The organism is Streptomyces sp. NBC_01508, from assembly GCF_045040315.1.
Classification (GTDB): domain Bacteria; phylum Actinomycetota; class Actinomycetes; order Streptomycetales; family Streptomycetaceae; genus Streptomyces.
Map to the genome: position 1 here is coordinate 765,317 of NZ_CP109419.1, position 15,750 is coordinate 781,066.

The following is a 15,750-nucleotide window of genomic DNA, read 5'->3' on the forward strand; positions in this document are numbered from 1 at the left end:
CCCCGGTCGTGGTGATGGTCGTGGTCGTGGTTGTGGTTGTGGTTGTGGTGTCGGATCCTCAGACGATCTTCAGCGTGTGCTTCGCCGTGGCCGACGAGTCGGCGCCGACGATGATGTCGACCGCGCCCTGCTCCACCACGAACCGGCCGTCCGGATCGTTCGTCCAGAAGCCGAAGTCCTCCGCGCCGAGACTGAAGCGCACGGTGGTGGACTTCCCGGCCGCGACCGTCACCCGGCGGAACCCGCGCAGGCGCCGCACCGGCTGGACGATGCTCGCGACGGGGTCGTGGAGATAGAGCTGCACGACCTCGTCCCCGTCGCGCTCGCCGGTGTTGCGTACGGTGACGGCGGCCTCCACCGTGTCGCCCGCGCGCAGGGCGTCGGCGGCGATGGAACTCCGGCTGAGCGAGGGCTCGGAAATGGTGAAGGTCGTGTAACTCAGACCGTGGCCGAACGGGTAGCGCGGGCCGTCCGGCACATCCAGGTACCGGGAGACGTAGCGCTGGTCCGGATCGGTGGGGTCGTAGGGGCGGCCGGTCCGCTCATGGTTGTAGTGGACGGGGATCTGGCCGACCGTACGGGGGAAGGACACGGGGAGCCGGCCACCCGGGCCGGCATCGCCGAACAGCACGTCGGCGACCGCGTTCCCGGCCTCCATGCCGGGGTGCCACGCCTCCAGTACGGCCGGGGCGTGGTCGGCCCAGTCGCCGAGGGTGAGCGGGCGGCCGTTCACGAGGACGACGACGTACGGCTTGCCCGTCGCCGCGACCGCCGCGATCAACTCCTCCTGGCGGCCCGGCAGTCCGATGTCGCTGCGCGAGTTCGCCTCGCCGCTGATGCTCGGGCTCTCCCCCACGACGACGACGGTGACGTCGGCGGCCCGCGCCGCCGCGACGGCGGCCGGGAGCGTGCCGGTGTCCTGGCCGGCGGCGTCGATGCCGAGCGCGTGGGTGACGGTGGCGTCGGGGACCGCGGCCCGTACGGCGTCGAGCACCGTGACCGACCGGAACGTCTCCGCGCCGGGACCCGCCCAGGTGCCCTGGAGGTCGTCGGAGTCGGCGAACGGCCCGACGACGGCGAGGGAGTTGACCGATTTCGCGAGCGGCAGCGCGCCTGACTCGTTCCTGAGCAGCACCATGGAGCGCCCGGCGGCCGTACGCGCGGCCGACCGGGCGGCGGCGGTCGGCCCGGTGATCTCGGCCCTCTCCGGTACGTACGGGTCGTCGAAGAGTCCGAGACGGAACTTGACCCGCAGCACGCGGGTGACGGCGTCGTCCAGCCGCGCGGCGTCGATCCGTCCCTCCCGCAGCAACTTCCGTCCGTGGTCCACGACATGGGTGCTGACCATCTCCATGTCGACACCGGCGTTGAGCGCGAGCCGGGCCGCGTCCTCGCCGTCGGCGGCGAACCCGTGCGGGATCAGCTCCTGGACGCCGGACCAGTCGCTGACGACGAAGCCGTCGAATCCCCAGTCCTGCTTGAGGATCCGGCTGAGGGTGTGCTCGTTGCCGTGTGCGGGGACACCGCTGATGGTGTTGAACGCGGCCATGACCGTGGCCACTTGAGCGTCCACGGCGACCTTGAACGGCGGCAGGTAGTGATTGCGCAGCCGCGCCTCGGACACGTCGACGGTGTTGTAGTCCCGGCCGCCCTCGGCACCGCCGTACGCGACGTAGTGCTTGGCGCAGGCGGCGATCCGGTCCTTCGCCTTCAGGTCCTCGCCCTGGTAGCCGCGCACCTTGGCTGCCGCCAACACACTGTTCAGATAGGGGTCTTCACCGCCGGACTCGGCGATACGGCCCCAGCGCGGCTCGCTGGTGACGTCCATCATCGGCGCGAACGTCCAGTGCACGCCGTTGGACCGGGCCTCGGCCGCCGAGACCGAGGCGTCCAGCTCGGACACGGCGGGGTCGAAGCTCGCCGCCTGCGCGAGAGGGATGGGGAAGGTCGTCCAGAAGCCGTGGATGATGTCGAGGCCGAAGATCAGCGGAATGCCGAGCCGGGACTCCTCGACGGCGATGCGCTGGACGGCGTTGCTCTGCGCGGCGCCGTGGATGTTCAGTACGGAACCCAACAGGCCCGCGCGGGCGGCCTCTTCGGCCTGTCGGGTCTGGGTGCCGCCGGGGCCGGTGGCGCCCGCCCAGGCGAGCTGCTGAAGCTGGCCGAGCTTCTCGTCGTCGGTCATCCGGGCGAGCAGCTCGGCGACGGGGTGGTCGTACGGATCGCTCCTGGCCGACGGGGCGAGCGGTGCGGTGTCCAGTGCGGTGTCCGGCTGGCCGGCCGGGGTGGCGGCTTGCACGACTGGGGTCCTTTCGGTGGCGGGCGCGGAGCCGCCGGCGGCGGACGCGCGTGCCGGCGCGCCTGCCGCGACGGCGGTCGCACCGATCGTAGCCAGCAGGGTGCGCCGCCTCATGTGGTGCATGTCTGGGCCTGTTCTGTGCGCTCGATACAGCCGGACAAACCAGGAGCTTAGGCGTGTTGATCGATAATCCGGGCAGGGAACACGAGCTTCCGGCCACGGTCGGGACGCGGTTCGGCTGCGGTTTCCGGCTGCCCCGCGCAGCTCGTACACCGTGCGATACATTTTGCGACGCCTTTGCCACGATCATCTTCAGCAGCGGAGACGAGCTTCCCAATGAACGACATAGTCAACGGACTTGGCCGAGCGGGCGCCTACGGCGCGCTCGGTGTGGTCCTTCTGATCCTCGGTATCGTCCTCGTCGACATGCTGACACCGGGGAAGCTCGGCAAGCAGATCTGGGAGGACCGGAACCGCAACGCCGCGCTCCTGCTCAGCTCGGCGCTCCTGGGTATCGGCGGCATCGTCTTCACGTCCATCTGGACGACGTACGACGACTTCGGCAAGGGCCTGGCGTCGACGGCCGCGTTCGGGGTGCTCGGCCTCGTGATGATGGCGGTGGCGTTCCTGGTGGTGGATCTGGTGACGCCGGGCAAGCTGGGCGCGACGCTGGTCGAGGCGGAGCCGCACCCGGCGGTGTGGGTGACGGCGTCGTGCAACATCGCGGTGGCGGCGATCGTGTCGGCGTCGATCGCCTGAGTGTCCTGAGCCTCCTGAGGCGCCGGACGGACTGCCTGGTCGCGGCCCGTCCGGCGAGTGGGGACGACGATCAGGCCGGGACCGTGACGGACGTCAGCAGGATGCCGTCCGCCGACAGCCAGCGTCCGTCGAACGTGTGCAAGGTACGGCTCCCGGCCCGCGCCGGCCCGGCGAGGAGGTGCGCGGTGAACGTGCCTCCCGCCGGGTCGAAGACGAGCCGGGCCGCCTCGAACTCCAGGAAGCTCCTCATCAGCGGAAACCACGCCTTGTAGACGGACTCCTTGGCACTGAACAGCAGCCGGTCCCACGGGACGTCCGGCTCGGACCTCAGGAGCTCCTTGACGGCGATCTGCTCCTCGGGCAGGGCCACGGACTCCAGGACGCCGGAGGGCAACGGCAGCGCGGGCTCCGCGTCGATGCCGATCGAGGTGGTCCGCGCGGGGCGGGCGACGACGGCCGCGCGGTAGCCGTCGCAGTGCGTGATGCTGCCGACCACCCCCTCGGGCCACAGCGGCGCGCCGCGCTCGCCGGTGAGGATCGCCCCCGCCGGCGCGCCCAGCCGCGTCAGGGCCTGCCGCGCGCAGTGCCGGGCGGTGGTGAACTCGCCCCGGCGCTTGGCCACGGCGGACTTCACCCGCAGTGCCTCCTCGGGGAAGAGCGTGGCCTCGGGCAGGTCTCCGTACGCCTCAACCGCCTCCGCCGTGGCGGGCACGATGCGCTCGATCACCGCTTCTGCCCCGTTTCCTCATGGACCGGCAGCGGCAGGATCTGTACGGGGCGGCCCGGTTCCTGCGAGCGCCGTCCCCATTCCCTCGGGTAGCCCAGGGAAACCTCCTGATGAGGCACCCCACCGCACCACATGAGCCGGGGTATGTGCAGATGCCCGTACACGACCGAGGCGGCCCGGAATCTGTGCGGCCAGTCGGCCGAGCCCTCCGTGCCGCACCACAGCGCGAACTCCGGCCGCCACAGCACGTCCGTGGGTTCGCGCACCAGTGGCCAGTGGTTGATCAGGACGGTGGGCAGCTCGGGCGGGATCTCCGCCAGCCGGCGCTCAGTGGCGGCGAGGCGGGCGCGGCACCACGCCTCCCTGCTGGAATACGGGTCGGGGTGGAGCAGGAACTCGTCGGTGCACACGACACCGGCGGTCTCGGCCACGGCGAGGGCCGAATCCTTCGAGTACGTGCCCGGGGGCCGGAAGGAGTAGTCGTAGAGGAGGAACAGCGGCGCGATGACGGCGGGGCCGCCCTCGCCCTCCCAGAGGGGATACGGATCCTCCGGTGTGAGGACCCCGAGCCCCCGGCAGATCTCCACGAGGTGGTGGTACTTCGCCTCACCCCTGAGCTGGACCGGGTCGTCGGGGGCCGTCCACAGCTCGTGGTTGCCCGGCACCCAGATGACCTTCGCGAACCGCTCGCTCAGGGTGCGCAGGGTCCACTCGATGTCGGACACCAACTCGCCGATGTCTCCGGCCACCAGGAGCCAGTCGTGCTCCGACTCGGGCCACAGGGAGTGCGCGATCTTCTTGTTCTCCGCGTACCGGATGTGCAGGTCGCTCGTCGCGACGAGCCGGCCGGGCTTCGCCGGGGGCGGGCCACCGGGCGTGGGTGGCGTGGCGCCACGTATCTCATAGGTCACCGGCAATCGCTCCGAACTCGACAGACCCGCAAGTAGCGCATCGGACAAGGATTGTCGACGTGTCGGCTCCAATCAACCCCTACTCCTCCCCGACGTCCGCGCTCCGGGTGGGCAGCCCGAGGACGAAGGCCTCGACCAGCCGCGTGAGCCGCGGCAGGAAGTCGTCGGCGGTGTGGGCGAGCCGGGGGTCCTGCGTGTAGACGTGCCATGGTCCGCGACGGGTTGGCGATCTGCCGGAGCGTGCCGACCATGGAGGTGAGGGCCGCGCTCAGGTCGACGGCGTCGCGTCCGCCGAGTTGCGGGAAGGCGCGCCGTATCGCGGCGGCGACGGAATCCACCGCGTCCAGGGCACGGATTTTGTAGTCCTCCAGCGTCTTCGCCCGGCCTCGGTGGCGGCGTCCGGTCAGACTCGCGGGCGCGGGAGGTCGGTGTCCGTCCCCCAGGAGTCGAGGACCGAGCCGTGGCCGGCCCGCCGGGCGGCGCGTTCGACGGTCGCGAACAGGTGCGCGACGGCGGGCCGGTTGTTGTGGTGGCCCTTGACCGACCGGTAGAGGGAATTGATGTGCACGTCGAGTTCCGAGCGGACCAGACGGTGCGCCTCAAGACCTTCGAGAACGGCCTTCTCCTCGACCAGTTGCGTGATCGTGCCGTCGAGACGGTCGAGCAGCACCTGGCTGTGGACGAAGGCGTAACGGTCCCAGGCGTGCGCGCCTCCGGGCGGGCCGTGGGTACGGAACGCCGACAGGGAGAGCGACATGACATCCAGCGCGGTCGAACGCCGGCCCTCGGTGAGGGCCGCCGGGAGGACCGGGCGGTCGTCGGCGGTGATCACGTGGACGTCGTGGTCGGAGAGATCACTTCATGGGGCATGACGCTACAGCGCCGGGCGAGCCGGGCGGTACTGGATTCCGGCGTTGTCAGTGGTGCCCGGTACCGTTCATGGACACGACCGAGGAGGCACTGTGTCCACCAAGTGGAGTCTGACGATCGACTGCGCGAACCCATCGAAACTGGCGGAGTTCTGGGCGCTCGCACTGGGGTATGCCGAACCGCCCCCGCCCACCGGATTCGCCACCTGGGAGGCGTGGTTCGCCCACTACGGGGTTCCGGAGGAGGAGTGGGACGACGGCGCGTATCTCGCGGATCCGGACGGGGTGGGGCCGACGCTGTCCTTCCTCAAGGTCCCGGAGTCGAAAGTGGTGAAGAACCGCCTGCATCTGGACCTCCGGGTCGGCGGCGGCCGGCAGACCCCTTGGGAGACGCGGTGGCCACGGGTGATCGCCGAGGTCGAGCGGCTGACGGCGGCGGGTGCGACGGTGCTCCACGAACACGAGTTGAAGGGCAGACCGGATCACGTGGTGATGGCCGATCCGGAGGGGCACGAGTTCTGCGTCGTCTGACGCCCGGCCTCCGACTCCGCCCGGAGCGCCGGACGATGGCTCATGTCCGGCGCCCGGTCGGCTTTCGGAAGAGGGCCGTCCACAGGACGGGTTCGCCGAAGCGTGCGGACTCGGGCGGTTCGTCGCTCACGCGGCGCAGTTCGATCTCCGTCAGGTCGGCGAAGATCCGGCGCAGGGCGTCGGGTGTGTAGGCGAGACCGCCGTGCGGTCCGGACCGGCGGTAGAAGTCGGAGTCGGGGAGTTCGGCCCCCATCGCGCCGGACGCGAAGCAGGTGAGGGAGAGATGCCCGCCGGGCGCGAGCGCGCGTTCGAGCAGAGCGAGGTAGCTGATACGGCGGTGGGGCGGCAAGTGGTGGAAGCAGCCCGAGTCGTGGATCAGGTCGTACGGGCCGTCAGTCGACCCCCGCCCATCGGGGTCGAAGGCGTCGCCGCAGCGGAACCGGGCCTCGACGCCGGCCGCGCGGGCGCGCTCCTCGGCCCAGGCGACGGCCGTCGCGGAGAGGTCGACGGCATCCACCTGGAAGCCCGCGGCGGCCAGCCGAATGGCGTTGCGGCCCGGCCCGCACCCGAGGTCGAGAGCCCGGCCCTGCGGAGCGACCAGGCCCCGGTCGAGATACGAGACCAGGTTCTCGTCGGGCTTCTCGACGAAGAACGGCACCTCCCGCGAGCGGTCGGCGTAGAAGCCGTCCCACCAGTCGGATGCCCCGGTCGTCCACCGGTCGGCCTCCGGTGCGAACAGGTCGTCCAGGAGCTTCAACACATCGTCGACAGTACGTATGTTCCGGTCCATCACATCCCCTTCCAGATGCGTCGACGGTACGGCCTGACGGCATGGAAGGCCAGGTCAGATGGGGTGAGTTGACGGTCGTGGCGGGCGGTGGACGGACCGGCCGCGCTCCGGTGGACCCGTCCCCCCGACCGCTTGTACACGCCCGTCGAAGCCCCCACCGAGGCCCGCCGCGGCCGTATCCCGGTGAAACCCGGCGCACCTCGTTCCCGCGCTTCGCCGGCGGTCCGCACCGGACGCGAGCACCCGGCGAGACCACCCGTGAGGTAGACATTTAGTCAATGGTTAGACTGTTCATCCATCTACGGGAAGGTGACCATGGACGTCTATCTCGATCCGCGCTCCGGGCGGACCTATCCACTCGACGCGCTGCGCTGGCGGGGCGACGACGGCGCGCCCCTGACGGTCAGGCCACGGCCCGGCATCGGGCCGGGGAGCATCGAGAATTCCACCCGCTCCTTGTGGCGCTACCGCGCGGCGCTTCCCGGAGCCATCACCCGGCCGGTGTCGCTCGGCGAGGGCTGTACCCCGCTGATCGAAGGGAGTTGGGGCGACCAGGACGTCCACTTCAAGCTCGAATGGTTCAATCCCAGCGGCAGCTTCAAGGACCGCGGGACCAGTGTGATGGTGTCGGCGCTCGCCGGGGCCGGGGTGGAGTCGGTGCTCGAAGACAGCTCCGGCAACGGCGGCTCCTCGGTCGCGGCCTACTGCGCCGCCGCCGGTATCCGTGCGCGCATCCTGGCCCCCGAGGGGACGTCCCCGGCGAAGGTGCTCCAGGCCCGTGCGTACGGTGCCGAGGTGGCCTTGGTGCCGGGCGACCGGACAGCCACCGCCGAGCAGGCGATACACGAGGCCCGGACCACCACCTACGCCAGCCACAACTGGCATCCGCTCTTCCTCCAGGGCACCAAGACGCTGGCCTATGAGCTGTGGGAGGACTTGGGCCGCACGGCGCCGGACGTCGTCGTCACGGTGGCCGGGGCGGGCAGCATCGTCCTGGGCTGCGACCTCGGTTTCGGCGAACTGCTCGCCGCCGGCCATATCGAGCGGCTTCCCCGGTTGCTGGTCGCCCAGCCCGAACGGTGCGCGCCGATCCACGCGGCGTTCCAGGGCAGGCCCGCGACCGGCTTCGGGCCGACCGTCGCCGAAGGCACCGCGATCAGGTCGCCGGTCCGGCTGCCGGAGGTCGTCGAGGCGATCCGGCGATCCGGCGGTGACACGGTCGCGATCCCGGAGCAGGACATCGTCGCGGCGACCCGCCGGCTGGCGGGAATCGGACTGTACGCGGAACCGACCTCCGCCTCGGCAGCCGCCGCGATCGACGCCTTCGCCGCCCGGGGAGCAATTCGCCCCGGTGAGAAGGTTGTTGTCGTTCTGACCGGGTCGGGCCTCAAAGCCGCCGCGACGATGGGAAGGCTCTTCACATGAACGAGGACGAGCTGCTGCTGCGCGAGGCCGAGACCATCGTGACCGCCATCGGCCGTATGTTCCCGGGCCTGTGCGAAGTCGTCCTGCACGACCTGCGGGACCCGGAGCACTCGATTCGCGCGATCGAGAACAACGAATCCGGCCGCTCCGTCGGCGATCCGGCGACCGAGCTGGGCATCGCCCGTATCCAGGACCCCGGCTACCCCAACGTCATCCAGAACTACCCCAACACGTTCCCCGACGGCCGCCCGGCGAAGAGCACTTCGATCGGGATCAGGAACAGCGAGGGTGAGTACGTGGCCGCGATCTGCCTCAATCTCGACGTATCGCTGTTCGCCACCGTCGCCCGCAGCCTGGACAGTCTGGTCCGCACCGACGGACAGGAGCGGTCCGTCACCGAAACCCTGCGGGCACGCACCGCCGGGGAACTGCGCGCGCTGGCCGAGGAGTACGCCGCCGAACGGGGCCGAACGCCGCGCGGACTGGACTCCGCGGAGCGGAGGAAAATGGTCCGCTTCCTGCGGGACGAGGGCTTCCTGGACGTGAAGAACGCGGTCCGGACGCTCACCGACATCATGGGCGTGTCCCGCGCCACCGTCTACAACTATCTGAAATGACCCCCGTGGCCCGGCACCTCCGATCGGCACCTCCGATCGGCGTCAGCGGTCGACGTCGGCGGTCGACGCCTCCGGTGGGCCTCAGCGGTCCAGTGCGGCGAGGTAGACCGCGAACTTCTCCAGCCCGTCGATGTTCCGCGGTCCGCTGATGCCCTCGTTGTAGTCGAGGACGAAGAACCGGTTCTTCCGCACGGCGGGCAGTTCGCTGGTGCGGGGCGACTTCCTGAGGAAGTCGATCTTCTCCTTCGCCGGCTGGTCGCCGTAGTCGAGGACGATGATCACCTCGGGTGCGGCCCGGGTGACGGCTTCCCAGTTCACCTGTGTCCAGCGTTCGTCGAGTCCGTCGAATATGTTCCGGCCCCCGGCGGCCTTGATGATGTCGTTCGGCGGAACCTGGCTCCCGGCCGTGAACGGCTGGTCCGTGCCGGAGTCGTAGAGGAATACCGGCAGGGGGTCGGTCGTGGGCGCCTTCGCCTTGACCGCGTTCACCCGTTTCTTCAGGCCGGCGACGACCTCGGTCGCCCTGTCCTCCACACGGAAGATCCCGCCGAGCCGTTCGAGGTCGGTGTAGAGCCCGTCGAACGGGGCGGTCCTCTCGGGAAAACCGGGGTAGTTGTAGCAGCTCTCGGTGTGCATGAAGCTCTGGACGCCGAGCCTGTCGAGGATTTCGGGGGTGATGCCGCGCTGGTCGCTGAAGCCGGAGTTCCAGCCGGCGACGACGAGATCGGACTTGTGGGAGACGATGAGTTCCTTGTTGAGGAGGTCGTCGCCGAGCATCTTGACCTTGGCGTACTCGGCGGCCCAAGGGGATTCGCTCACCGGCGGGTTGGCCGGGGGCATCACGTAGCCGAGTACGTGGTCGGTCAGGCCGAGGCTGAACAGCTTGTCCGCGCTGCCTCCTTCGTAGGCCACGGCCCTCTTGGGGACGGTGTACGGGACCGCTTCGCCGCACCGCCGTACGGTGATCTCGGCGTCGGCCCCGGCCTCGGTGCCGGTCTCGATGTCGGCGCCGCAGGCGCCGAGCAGGACGGTGACGGTCAGGGCCGTACCCAGGAGAACGGAACGGCGTACCGCAGGACGTGGGGACATGGGTGTCTCTCTGTTCATGAGTGGGGTGTGAGCGGTGTGAGCGTGTAGAGCAGTTGCGGGTCGCCGCTGTGCGGGTGGCGTACGACGTCGGCCAGGACGCCGAACACGTCTCGCAGGAGTTCGGCGGTGAGGACTTCCTCGGGTGTGCCGGCGGCGACGAGACGTCCCTCGGCGAGGACACCGAGCCGGTCGCAGGCGGCTGCCGCGAGGTTGAGGTCGTGCAGGACGACCAGGACGGTCAGGCCCGATCCGCGCAGCAGGGACAGGAGTTGGATTTGGTGCCGGACGTCGAGATGGTTGGTCGGCTCGTCCAGCACCAGGATCTTCGGCTCCTGGACCAGGGCGCGGGCCACCAGGACGCGCTGGCGTTCGCCGCCGGAGAGCGTGAGGATCCCGCGGTGGGCGAGCGGGCCGATGTCGAGGCGGGCCATGGTGTCGGTCACCAGGTCCCGTTCCCGCTCGCTCAGGGTCTGGTTGCCGCGCAGGTGCGGGGCCCGGCCCAGGGTGACGACCTCCTCGACGGTGAAGTCGAGATCGACGGAGCTGTCCTGGGTCATGGCGGCGACGGCCCGCGCGCTCCGGCGCAGGCTCAGCGCGGTGAGGTCGAGCCCGTCGACCAGCACCGTTCCGCCGGTGGGTGTCAGCGCCCGGTAGACGCATCGCAGCGCGGTGGACTTCCCGCTGCCGTTGGGGCCGACGAGTCCGACCACCTCGCCGGTGCCGGCGTGCAGGGACAGGTCCCGCACCAGGGTCGTGCCGTCGACGGCGAACGTCACGCCGTCAAGGGTGAGCTCCATGTCAGCGGCCTCCGAAGACGTAGCTCTTGCGGCGCATCAGCGTGATGAAGACCGGCACTCCGACGAGTGCGGTGATGACGCCGAGGGGCAGTTCACGGGGGGCGACCAGGGTGCGGGCGATCAGGTCGGCCCACACCAGGAAGACGGCCCCGGCCGGCGGGGCGACGGCCAGGACCCGCGCGTGTCCGGCGCCGACCACAAGGCGCACGAGGTGCGGCACGATCAGTCCGACGAAGCTGATCGCGCCGCTGACGGCGACCATGACTCCGGTGAGCAGGGAGGCGAGGACGAGCAGGAGGCGCCGGTGGCGGTCGGGGCTGATGCCGAGGCTGACAGCGGTCTCGTCGCCGAGCGCCATGACGTCGAGCGAACGGCTGCGCCGGTGCAGCAGCACGATGCCGAGCAGGACAGCCGCGGTGACGACCGGCAGGGCGGCCCAGCTCGCCGCGCCGAAGCTGCCCATCGTCCAGTACAGGACGGTGCCGGCCGCCTCGCTGCTCGGTGCGAGGTAGATGAGCACGCTCATGACGGCCTGGAGCCCGAACGAGACGCAGACGCCGGTGAGTACGAGCCGCAGCGGGGACAGCGCGCCGCCGCGCGAGGAGGCGAGATATACCAGGAGGGAGGCGAACAGGGCGCCCGCGAAAGCACCGGCCGACACCGCGTACACGCCGAGACCCGCGAGCCCCCCAGTGACTGTGACGCCGACGGCGCCGACGGAGGCTCCGGAGGAGACCCCGAGGACGAACGGGTCGGCGAGCGCGTTGCGGACCATCGCCTGGATGGCGACACCGACCGCGCTCAGCCCGGCGCCCACCAGGGCGGCGAGCAGCACGCGCGGGGTGCGGATCTCCCAGATGATCTGATACGTCGTGATGTCGGCCGCCGCGACGCGGCCGCCGCCGATCGCCGCCCACAGGAAGCGGGCGGTGTCACCGGGCGCGACCGGCGCCGGACCGAGGCTGATGGCGAGGAGTACGGAGCCCGCCAGCACGAGGGCGAGGGCCGCGCACAGGGCGGCGACGGCCGGCGGGCGGTGGAGCCGCCCGGTGTCCGCGACGGGTGGGGTCGCGGGGGTGCCGGTCTCCGGGAGCTGGGTGGGTGTGGGGTGGTGGAGTGTCAACGGGTCGGCCGTTCGCGTGCGGGCAGGGGGGCGGGGGCGCGGTTCCAGTCCATCCGTGACCAGGGGTGGGCGAGTTGGTCGAGCGTGGACACGGTGCGCGGGGCGAGGGCGTCGGCCGGCTGTGCCGTGTGATGACGGGCGAAGACCGAGTCGGTGTAGCGGTGGCCGGTGTCGGCGGCGATGAACAGGAAGGTCCGTCCGGGGTCCCGGTTCCGTTCCCACCGGGCGGTCAAGTACGCGGCTCCCGTGGAGAGTCCGGCGAAGACGGCGTGCCTGCGCAGCAGGTCGACGCTGCCGGCGAGGGCGGCGGTGAAGGCGAGCCAGTGCAGGGTGTCGTACAGGCTGTGGTCGACGTTGGCGAAGGGGATGGAGCTGCCGATTCCGGCGATGATGATGTCGGGGTCGGGCACGTGCTCGCTGCCGAAGGTGATACTGCCGAACGGCTGGACGCCGATCAGGCCGACACCGGGTGAGTGCTCCCGCAGGCGGCGGGCGAGCGCTCCTGTCGAGGCGCCGGACCCGACTCCGCCGACGACGGTGAGCGGCCCGGGGCCGGTCTCCTGGTGGACGCGGTCGGCGACGGCCCGGTAGCCGAGGTAGTGGATGTCGTCGTGGTACTGGCGCATCCAGTGGTACTCGGGGTGCTTGGCCAGGATCTCGTGGATGCGGGCGACCCGTCGCTTCTGGTCGAGCTTCAGGTCGTCGCTGGGATCCATCTGCTCGAACTCCGCTCCCAGCACGGCGAGTTGGGTGCGCACGGTGTGGTCCACGGTCGTGGAGCCGATGATGTGGCAGCGCATGCCGTAGCGGTGGCAGGCGAGGGCGAGGGCGTACGCGTAGATGCCGCTGGAGCTGTCCAGCAGGGTGTCGCCGGGCCGTACGGTGCCGGTGTCGAGCAGGTGGCGTACCGCCGCCGTCGCGGAGACGGCCTTCATGGTCTCAAAGCGCAGACAGATGAGCCCTTCGTCGATCCGTATCAGATCGGGGCGTCCGATCGCGTCGGCGATGTGCTCGTCCATGGCGGGACTCCTGGATGGTCGTGAGGGGCGTGCGGGGCTGGGCCGGCTCGACGGGCGCGGCGGTCGTGAAGGTGCGGGTCACGGGAATACCGGCGCGGCCCAGGGCGAGTACGCAGCGGCCCAGGCGGGCCCGCAGGTCCGGGGCGGCGGGGTCGAAGAGCAGCCCGGCCACGCTGCCGCTGTGTGCGAGCTGCACCCCCACGGCCCCGGTCCGCTCGGCGACGCGCGACAGGCGGTCGAACTCCGGGTGGCGCAGCACCCGTTGGGCGCGCCGGGCGCTCTGTGTACTCACGTGCCCGAGCAGTCGGGTGTCCCCTTCGGCGATCGCCCGCCGCAGCAGCGCGCGCAGCCGTTCGTAACCGCGCACGTCGTCGTCGTCGCAGGCCGGGGCCGGGAGGGCGAGGGTGTCCACGGGCCGCCCCGCTCCCAGGGCGCAGCCGACGATCACGGCGGGCGGCAGCGCGGCACCGAGGACTTCGAGGACCCGGCCCTCCCGTTGGGCGAACAGCGTGGGCCGGCCGTCGAGCATCAGCGGGTCGGACGCCCGCTCGGCCCGTACCGCGATACGGGCCACGGTCCGCGACGGCAGTCGCACGCCGCAGGCGTCCGCGACCGCCCGTACAGCTGCGATGACGTCGCTGCTGGACGAGCCCATGCCCAGCCCCAGCGGGACATCGCCGTCGAGCCTCAACTCCAGTCCGCCGAAAGGGGCTTGGGGCCGCCGGGCGCGGCACTCCCGCAGCGCGATGGCCGCGGCGCGCAGCGCCTTCGTGCGGTCGGGCGGGTGCACCGAGTGGGTCCCGGGCGGGACGCCCGGCCGGATCACGGCCTCGGCGCGGGTGCCGAGGCCGGCCAGGGGCAGGGTGACGAGACCGGCGCAGCGTCGACCTCGGGCGTCGAGGAAGACGCCTTGCAGGATCTCGCCGTGGTGGCAACTGGCTTGGCCCGTACCGGACATGGCGTGTTCCGCGCCGGCCGTCACGCGCCGCCCCCGGCGGGCGCGCGGTAGCGGTACAGCGTGGTGGGCTCCGCGCTGAACTGGGAGAACGGGAACGGCTCCGCCGACAGGGCGGTCACGCCCGATCCCAGGAAGGCGCGCGCCACCGCGCTGCCCGTCTGGGCGTAGACGATCAGCGGCACCGCGCGGGCGCGGCAGCGGGCGAGGATGGTGTCGAAAGTGCCGTTGCCGACCGTCATTCCGGTGGCGATGACGGCGTCGGCGGACCCGAGAACGGCGTCCATGGTGGCGCCGACCGGGTCTCCCCACTGGGTCGTGCGCAGGTTGAGGTCGCAGAGCAGGGGGATGCCGCCGCGCTCGCGGATCGCGGCGACGAGAGGGTTGACCACGCCGATGAGCCCGACCCGCGCGCCGGGCGCGATGTCCAGCAGACCGGCCACCGCGGCGTCCCGTGCCACTGCCCGGGTCTCCGGCGTCCCGGCGGGCAGGGGCACCGGCTCGGCCCGTACCGCACGCGGGTGGGGCTCGGCCTCGGTGAGGTACGCGTCGAGGGCGGCGATCCGGATCGGCCGGGGAGCGTCGCGCAGCAGTACGTCCAGGGGCACCCCGGACGCGTCCCGGCAGACGGCGGGGTCGACCTCACCGGCTTCGAAGGCGCAGGCGCCGAACGATCCGCCCAGCCTGACGAGGACGTACTGGTTGAGGTAGGTGGTGTCACCGCCGGCGAGGCGGGTGCCGTGGTGGATCCAGAACGCGCTGGTGGCCGTGAGGCCGGCGGGGTCCGGGCCGTGCGCTCCCGCCAGGACGTCGGACATCAGGTGGTCGACGGTGCGGGGGCGGGCGGGGGAGGTCCGCGAGGTCATGACCGGGCTCCTCGGGTCAGCCGGAACAGGAAGGTCAGGACGCCGTCCCGCCAGTCGTGGAGGTGGTCGATCTCGGCGGTGAATCCCTGGTCCAGGGCATCGCGCACGATGGTGCGCAGGTCGGCGGTGTTGGAGACGACGAGGAAGACCTCGCCGCCCTCGGCGAGCAGATCCCGCTCGCGGATCTGGGTGAAGAACCGCGTCAGAAGGGGCGCGCCCACGCACACGTTGCGCACGACGGCGGGGTCGTCACTGACTCGCCGGCTGACGGCGGGCGGGTTGAAGGTGATGACGTCCAGCCGCACGCCCGGGGGCAGTCTGTCGAACAGGTCGCCCGCCGCGGGGAGGAAGGCGGTGCCCTCGCGGGTGCCGACCAGGCGCTCGTAGTGGCGGGCGGCGGTGTCCACGCTCTCGGCGTGGATGTCGAACGCGTAGATCTCCCGGGCCCCGCGTATGCCCGCGGCGACGGCCTCGACGCCCAGTCCGGCGCCCATGGCACCGTACCGGCGCCCGCGGACCTCGATCCGGCCGTCGAGCAGCCGCTCGTGGATCATCCGGCTGGTCGCTCCCGGCAGGAAGACGCCCGGCGGTGCCTCGAAGTCCCAACCCTCCCAGGTGTAGGCGCGGGTGGTGTGCAGATCGTCCTTCGGCTGGTTGAGCGCGATGATCCGCTCTGCGGGGAGCGGGGGCGGGAGCTGTTCCAGCAGGGCGGATCCGGATCGGGATCGGGGTGCGGGTCGGAATTCGGATCGGGATTCGGATCGGCGTCGGGATCCGGTCAGTGTCGGGTCCATCAGGGTCCTCCGGTCGAAGACGGGGCAGATAGGGCCCACGCCTCTGACGGGGAAGCGCGAGCCAGCCCGCACTATAACGATAATCATTTTCATCTTGCTACCCTTAGGCGCCCCCGAGCGGCCCACGCCGTTCCGTCCTTCGCCGCCGTACGACGTCAACAGGCCCCGTCCTGCGAGTC

Annotated in this window: 17 protein-coding genes; 4 read left to right on the forward strand and 13 right to left on the reverse strand. The window is 71.1% G+C overall.

Going from position 1 to position 15,750, the window contains the following annotated elements; all coding sequences use genetic code 11:
* Positions 1 to 58 precede the first annotated feature (58 nt).
* Positions 59 to 2,185 (reverse strand): glycoside hydrolase family 3 N-terminal domain-containing protein, encoded by a 2,127-nt coding sequence (locus tag OG700_RS03515; protein ID WP_405621402.1) that lies wholly within the window; start codon positions 2,183 to 2,185, stop codon positions 59 to 61.
* A gap of 450 nt (positions 2,186 to 2,635) precedes the next feature.
* Here OG700_RS03515 and OG700_RS03520 point away from each other — a divergent pair, with 450 nt between their 5' ends.
* Positions 2,636 to 3,058 carry a DUF350 domain-containing protein gene (locus OG700_RS03520; protein ID WP_405608704.1) on the forward strand — a complete coding sequence of 141 codons (423 nt, stop codon included), beginning with the start codon at positions 2,636 to 2,638 and terminating at the stop codon, positions 3,056 to 3,058.
* Between the two features lie 70 nt (positions 3,059 to 3,128).
* Here the strand turns inward: OG700_RS03520 and OG700_RS03525 are convergent, their stop codons facing one another.
* The 4 genes from OG700_RS03525 to OG700_RS03540 are packed head-to-tail and all read right to left on the reverse strand — an operon-like array spanning position 3,129 to position 5,528.
* The gene (locus OG700_RS03525) at positions 3,129 to 3,785 is read right to left on the reverse strand and encodes a 4'-phosphopantetheinyl transferase (protein WP_405608707.1); all 657 of its coding nucleotides are present in this window, start codon (positions 3,783 to 3,785) and stop codon (positions 3,129 to 3,131) included.
* Positions 3,782 to 4,696 carry a metallophosphoesterase family protein gene (locus OG700_RS03530; protein ID WP_405608710.1) on the reverse strand — a complete coding sequence of 305 codons (915 nt, stop codon included), beginning with the start codon at positions 4,694 to 4,696 and terminating at the stop codon, positions 3,782 to 3,784. The genes OG700_RS03525 and OG700_RS03530 overlap by 4 nt, the downstream gene beginning before the upstream one ends.
* Positions 4,693 to 5,139, reverse strand: coding sequence for a hypothetical protein (locus tag OG700_RS03535; RefSeq protein WP_405621404.1), 447 nt, complete (start codon positions 5,137 to 5,139; stop codon positions 4,693 to 4,695). Before OG700_RS03535 ends, OG700_RS03530 begins: the two co-directional genes overlap by 4 nt.
* A complete protein-coding gene (locus OG700_RS03540; RefSeq protein ID WP_405608713.1) occupies positions 5,100 to 5,528 on the reverse strand; it encodes a hypothetical protein in 429 nt (142 codons plus the stop codon). The genes OG700_RS03535 and OG700_RS03540 overlap by 40 nt, the downstream gene beginning before the upstream one ends.
* Before the next feature lie 130 nt (positions 5,529 to 5,658).
* On the opposite strand from OG700_RS03540, the gene OG700_RS03545 reads away from it, so the two are divergent.
* Positions 5,659 to 6,096 carry a VOC family protein gene (locus OG700_RS03545; RefSeq protein ID WP_405608716.1) on the forward strand — a complete coding sequence of 146 codons (438 nt, stop codon included), beginning with the start codon at positions 5,659 to 5,661 and terminating at the stop codon, positions 6,094 to 6,096.
* Between the two features lie 40 nt (positions 6,097 to 6,136).
* Here OG700_RS03545 and OG700_RS03550 read toward each other — a convergent pair whose 3' ends face one another.
* Positions 6,137 to 6,886 (reverse strand): class I SAM-dependent methyltransferase, encoded by a 750-nt coding sequence (locus OG700_RS03550; protein ID WP_405608719.1) that lies wholly within the window; start codon positions 6,884 to 6,886, stop codon positions 6,137 to 6,139.
* A 315-nt stretch (positions 6,887 to 7,201) separates the two neighbouring features.
* On the opposite strand from OG700_RS03550, the gene OG700_RS03555 reads away from it, so the two are divergent.
* Both OG700_RS03555 and OG700_RS03560 read left to right on the forward strand, forming a co-directional pair.
* On the forward strand, positions 7,202 to 8,311 hold the full coding sequence (locus tag OG700_RS03555; RefSeq protein ID WP_405608722.1) for a pyridoxal-phosphate dependent enzyme: 1,110 nt from the start codon (positions 7,202 to 7,204) through the stop codon (positions 8,309 to 8,311).
* Entirely contained in the window at positions 8,308 to 8,928 is a 621-nt protein-coding gene (locus OG700_RS03560) for a transcriptional regulator (RefSeq protein WP_405608725.1), read from the forward strand. Before OG700_RS03555 ends, OG700_RS03560 begins: the two co-directional genes overlap by 4 nt.
* An 81-nt stretch (positions 8,929 to 9,009) precedes the next feature.
* Here OG700_RS03560 and OG700_RS03565 read toward each other — a convergent pair whose 3' ends face one another.
* Genes OG700_RS03565 through OG700_RS03595 form a run of 7 tightly spaced genes read right to left on the reverse strand, consistent with a single transcriptional unit; the run spans position 9,010 to position 15,571 of the window.
* Positions 9,010 to 10,035 (reverse strand): ABC transporter substrate-binding protein, encoded by a 1,026-nt coding sequence (locus OG700_RS03565; protein WP_405608728.1) that lies wholly within the window; start codon positions 10,033 to 10,035, stop codon positions 9,010 to 9,012.
* Positions 10,032 to 10,814 (reverse strand): ABC transporter ATP-binding protein, encoded by a 783-nt coding sequence (locus tag OG700_RS03570; protein ID WP_405608731.1) that lies wholly within the window; start codon positions 10,812 to 10,814, stop codon positions 10,032 to 10,034. Before OG700_RS03570 ends, OG700_RS03565 begins: the two co-directional genes overlap by 4 nt.
* Before the next feature lies 1 nt (position 10,815).
* Positions 10,816 to 11,937, reverse strand: a complete 1,122-nt coding sequence (locus tag OG700_RS03575) for a FecCD family ABC transporter permease (protein WP_405608734.1) — start codon at positions 11,935 to 11,937, stop codon at positions 10,816 to 10,818.
* Complete coding sequence (locus tag OG700_RS03580) at positions 11,934 to 12,956, reverse strand: pyridoxal-phosphate dependent enzyme (protein ID WP_405608737.1); 1,023 nt, start codon at positions 12,954 to 12,956, stop codon at positions 11,934 to 11,936. The genes OG700_RS03575 and OG700_RS03580 overlap by 4 nt, the downstream gene beginning before the upstream one ends.
* The gene (locus OG700_RS03585; protein WP_405608740.1) at positions 12,877 to 13,914 is read right to left on the reverse strand and encodes a GHMP kinase; all 1,038 of its coding nucleotides are present in this window, start codon (positions 13,912 to 13,914) and stop codon (positions 12,877 to 12,879) included. Before OG700_RS03585 ends, OG700_RS03580 begins: the two co-directional genes overlap by 80 nt.
* 20 nt (positions 13,915 to 13,934) lie before the next feature.
* Complete coding sequence (locus OG700_RS03590; RefSeq protein ID WP_405608743.1) at positions 13,935 to 14,777, reverse strand: Rossmann-like domain-containing protein; 843 nt, start codon at positions 14,775 to 14,777, stop codon at positions 13,935 to 13,937.
* Positions 14,774 to 15,571 carry a methyltransferase gene (locus OG700_RS03595; protein ID WP_405608746.1) on the reverse strand — a complete coding sequence of 266 codons (798 nt, stop codon included), beginning with the start codon at positions 15,569 to 15,571 and terminating at the stop codon, positions 14,774 to 14,776. Before OG700_RS03595 ends, OG700_RS03590 begins: the two co-directional genes overlap by 4 nt.
* Between the last annotated feature and the right edge of the window lie 179 nt (positions 15,572 to 15,750).

Coding starts and splice junctions, on each gene's coding strand:
- OG700_RS03560 (WP_405608725.1), top strand. CDS start 8,308: ATGAACGAGGACGAGCTGCTGCTGCGCGAGGCCGAGACCATCGTGACC.
- OG700_RS03565 (WP_405608728.1), bottom strand. CDS start 10,035: ATGAACAGAGAGACACCCATGTCCCCACGTCCTGCGGTACGCCGTTCC.
- OG700_RS03595 (WP_405608746.1), bottom strand. CDS start 15,571: ATGGACCCGACACTGACCGGATCCCGACGCCGATCCGAATCCCGATCC.
- OG700_RS03580 (WP_405608737.1), bottom strand. CDS start 12,956: ATGGACGAGCACATCGCCGACGCGATCGGACGCCCCGATCTGATACGG.
- OG700_RS03520 (WP_405608704.1), top strand. CDS start 2,636: ATGAACGACATAGTCAACGGACTTGGCCGAGCGGGCGCCTACGGCGCG.
- OG700_RS03550 (WP_405608719.1), bottom strand. CDS start 6,886: ATGGACCGGAACATACGTACTGTCGACGATGTGTTGAAGCTCCTGGAC.
- OG700_RS03585 (WP_405608740.1), bottom strand. CDS start 13,914: ATGTCCGGTACGGGCCAAGCCAGTTGCCACCACGGCGAGATCCTGCAA.
- OG700_RS03515 (WP_405621402.1), bottom strand. CDS start 2,185: ATGACCGACGACGAGAAGCTCGGCCAGCTTCAGCAGCTCGCCTGGGCG.
- OG700_RS03590 (WP_405608743.1), bottom strand. CDS start 14,777: ATGACCTCGCGGACCTCCCCCGCCCGCCCCCGCACCGTCGACCACCTG.
- OG700_RS03570 (WP_405608731.1), bottom strand. CDS start 10,814: ATGGAGCTCACCCTTGACGGCGTGACGTTCGCCGTCGACGGCACGACC.
- OG700_RS03555 (WP_405608722.1), top strand. CDS start 7,202: ATGGACGTCTATCTCGATCCGCGCTCCGGGCGGACCTATCCACTCGAC.